Origin of the sequence: Tepidimonas sp. (assembly GCF_036824975.1) — a bacterium.
Taxonomy (GTDB): Bacteria; Pseudomonadota; Gammaproteobacteria; order Burkholderiales; family Burkholderiaceae_C; genus Tepidimonas.
Map to the genome: position 1 here is coordinate 11,638 of NZ_DAISZC010000054.1, position 3,603 is coordinate 15,240.

A 3,603-nucleotide genomic window follows, 5' to 3' on the forward strand; every position below is an offset into this window, starting at 1 on the left:
ACCACCCAGGGTAGCGCCAGGGCGTTGAACAATGCCGCCAACCCCATGGCCAAACCGGCGAAGGCGCCCATCTGCGGCGAGACCTGAAAGGCGCGCGCGGTGCCGATGCCGTGCGCGGTGACCCCGAGCGCGAAGCCGCGCACGACGGGGTCATCGATGCCGAGGCGATCAAAAAGCCAGCGCGCGGTGGCCGCACCCCAGATGCCGGTGGCCACCACCATCGCGGCGGTCAGCGATGGCAGGCCACCGAGCCGCTCGGCAATGCCCATCGCCACCGGCGTGGTGACCGACTTGGGGGCCAGCGAGGCCAGCGTCTGTGGGCTGGCCCCCAGAAGCCACGCCAGCATGACGGCGCTGAGCGCCGCCGCGAGCGCGCCCGCAGCCAGGCCCACCAGCAGCGGCCACCACAAGCGGCGCAGCAGGGCGGCCTGCTCGTGCAGCGCCACCGCCAGCGCCACCGTAGCCGGGCCGAGCAGGAAGTGCACGAACTGCGCGCCCTCGAAGTAGGTGGCATAGGGCGTGCCCGTCACCGCCAGCAGCGTCTCGATCAGCGCCACCGCCAGCGCCACGGGGTTGGCCAGCGGATGCGCGCCGCAGGCCAGATGGACGCGGTGCGCGACGACGTAGGCGGCCAGCATCAGCGTCAGACCGCCCAGCGGCGTTGCGGTCAGATAGACCCAGATGTCGGCCAGCGGCGGCAAGGCGGTGGCGGGGGTCATGGCTGTCCATCCTGCGCTGTCGCAGGGGATGCCGGCGACGGCGCCCGCGGCAGCAGGGCGCGTAACGTCCATGCGGTGACTGCCATGCCGATCCAGGTACTTGCCGTCAGCGCAACGCCAATGGCCCACGCCTTGGCCCCCAGGCGTGCGAGGTGTTGGATCACCCCCACGCCCGCTGGCACGAACAGCAGCGACAGATGCGCCAGCAGCCCATGTGCGGTGGGCTGCAGCGCGGCGCGCCAGGCCGGACGCCACCACAACACCGCCAGCAGCAGCGCCATGCCCGCTGCCGGGCCCGGAATGGGGACGCCCGTGACCCGAACCAGTCCCTCGCCGGCCAGTTGCAGCGCCAACGGGGCGGTCAGTGCATGTAGCGCGGTGGTTGCCCCGTCAGGCGGCTGCGGCGGCGAGGGCTTCGTCCACCACCTCTACCCAGTGGCGTACGGGAGTGTCGGTGCCGCTTTGCAGGTGCGCGATGCAGCCGATGTTGGCCGACACGATGGCCTGTGGGGCGGCCGTCTGCAGATGCTTCAGTTTGCGGTCGCGCAGCTGGCGGCTCAGACCCGGCTGCAGCACGCTGTAGGTGCCAGCCGAGCCGCAGCACAGGTGCGACTCCTGGGCTGGGAGGTGCACCTCGAAGCCCAGCGCCGTAAGGGCTTGCTCGACACCGCCGCGCAGTTTTTGCCCGTGCTGCAGCGTGCAGGGCGGGTGATAGGCCAGTTGTCGTGGCACGCCGTCAGGCAGGCAGGCACCCAGGCGTGCCTGCCAAGCAGGCAGCAGCGCCGGCAGCAGCTCGCTGAGGTCGCGCGTCAAGTCGCTGATCCGGCGCGCCCGCTCGGCATAGGCCGGATCGTGGCGCAGGGCGCGACCGTAGTCCTTGACCATCACCCCGCAGCCGGAGGCGTTCATGACGATCGCTTCCACGGGCGCGCTGCCGTCGGCGGGCTCGACGTAGGGCCACCAGGCGTCGATGTTGGCGCGCATCTCGTCGAGCGCCCCCACCTGGTCGTTGAGGTGAAAGCGCAACGCGCCGCAGCAGCCGGCCTTGGGTGCCACCAGCGTTTGGATACCGGCCGCATCCAGCACGCGCGCGGTGGCGGCGTTGATGGTGGGCAGCATGGCCGGCTGCACGCAGCCGGCCAGCAGCAGCATCCGGCGCGGGTGGGGCGTCTGCGGCCACGGCCCAGAGTCGCGCCGCGCCGGTATCTTGGCGCGCAGCGGTGCCGGCAGCCAATCACGCACCATTTGCCCCAGACGCATCGCCGGTGCAAACAGGGGCGACGTCAGGCCCTCGCGCAGCAGCCAGCGCAGCGCCTGCTCGCCCAACGGGCGTGGCACGCGTTCTTCCACGATCTTGCGGCCAATGTCGAGCAAGTGCCCGTACTCGACCCCACTGGGACAGGTGGTTTCGCAGTTGCGGCACGTCAGGCAGCGGTCGAGGTGCTGCTGGGTGGCACGCGTCGGCGTTGCCCCCTCCAGCACCTGCTTGATCAGGTAGATGCGGCCGCGCGGCCCGTCGAGCTCGTCGCCCAGCAGCTGGTAGGTGGGGCAGGTGGCGGTGCAGAAGCCGCAGTGCACGCAGCGGCGTAGGATCGCCTCGGCCGTCTGCCCGTCGGGTGTGGCGGCCCATTCGGCCGTCAGTTGCGTCTGCATGGGGCGTCAAACCTCCCAGAAAGCGGTGTCGAAGACGCCGTGCGGATCGAAAGCGTGGCGCACGCGCTGTTGCAGCGCCAGCATGGCCGCTGGCGGGGCGCTGTGGCGCGCCAGCGGCTCGGTGCGCTCGGGCGCGGCGCGCCACAACCACGCGTGCCCGCCCGCTTGTGCGGCCTGAGCGCGCACGGTCTCGGCCTGCTCCAGAGACGCCCACACCCAGCGCAGCGCGCCCAACCACTCCACCAGCGTGGGCAGCGACTCGTGCAGCGCCGGGGTCGTTGCCGGCAGCGACAGGCGCCACAGATCGTGGCGTGGGGTGGGCGGCGTGGTAAAAAACGGCAGCGTTTGCTCGCGCACCGCGGGCCACAGCGTCTGCGCGGCGGCGGTGGGCAGCACCTCACCGTCGGCGTCGGCCAGCAGCCGGACGCTGGCCGCGCGCACGGCTGCAGCAGCGCCGCGCAGACGCACCCACAGCGCGCCGCCGGTCCCGTCGTCGAACCACACGCTGGCGTTGAGCGGCAGCGGCTGGCCGCGCCAGTGCGCCAGCCGCTGCAGGGCGCTGGCCTGGTCTAGGCGCAGGCGCAGTGTCGCTTCGCCCGCCGGCAGCGGCAGCACTTTCAGCGACACCTCGGTGATCACACCCAGCGCCCCGCGACTGCCGGCCAGCGCGCGGCTGACATCGTAGCCAGCGACGTTTTTCATCACCTGTCCGCCAAACGTCAGGTGCTGGCCGCGCCCGTTGAGCAGGCGCGCCCCCAGCACATAGTCGCGTACGCCCCCGACCGCGGCGCGAGCCGGGCCGGCCAGGCCGGCGGCTACCATGCCGCCCACCGTGGCGCCGGCCCCGAAATGGGGCGGCTCGAAGGGCAGGTACTGCCCATGCTGCGCCAGCGCCGCCTCCAGTTCGGCCAGTGGCGTGCCGGCCCGTGCAGTCACCACCAGCTCGGTGGGCTCGTGGGCGACGATGCCCGTCCAGGTGCGGGTGTCGAGCGTGGCATGGGCGCTGTCGTCGGTGCGTAAAAAGGCTTTGGTGCGGCCACCCTGCACACGCAGGCGCTGCCCCTGCGCCGCGGCGGCTCGGATGCGTTCGGCCCACCGCTGCGGTTCGTCCTCGGGGGTGACGGAAGTGGGATCAGCCATGAGCGGCAATGGTAGCCCGTCGCCACCGCGGGCGCGTGAACTTTTTGCATCGCCCCCGTGAACGCCGCGCGTCAGTCCCAGTAGCGGGGGG

4 protein-coding genes are annotated in these 3,603 nt (G+C 72.0%); all 4 read right to left on the reverse strand.

The genetic code is table 11. The features are described from left to right. Positions 1–719, reverse strand: a 719-nt coding sequence (locus V7Z54_RS07280) for an LrgB family protein (RefSeq protein WP_334135490.1), incomplete at its 3' end; no start/stop codon positions are given. After that, positions 716–1,072 carry a CidA/LrgA family protein gene (locus tag V7Z54_RS07285; RefSeq protein WP_334135491.1) on the reverse strand — a complete coding sequence of 119 codons (357 nt, stop codon included), beginning with the start codon at positions 1,070–1,072 and terminating at the stop codon, positions 716–718. The genes V7Z54_RS07285 and V7Z54_RS07280, both read right to left, overlap by 4 nt. A 37-nt stretch (positions 1,073–1,109) precedes the next feature. Continuing rightward, positions 1,110–2,372 (reverse strand): glycolate oxidase subunit GlcF, encoded by a 1,263-nt coding sequence (glcF, locus tag V7Z54_RS07290; protein ID WP_334135493.1) that lies wholly within the window; start codon positions 2,370–2,372, stop codon positions 1,110–1,112. 6 nt (positions 2,373–2,378) lie between these two features. Continuing rightward, positions 2,379–3,512: a glycolate oxidase subunit GlcE gene (glcE, locus tag V7Z54_RS07295; RefSeq protein ID WP_334135494.1), complete on the reverse strand. Its 1,134-nt coding sequence runs from the start codon at positions 3,510–3,512 to the stop codon at positions 2,379–2,381. Positions 3,513–3,603: the final 91 nt, after the last annotated feature.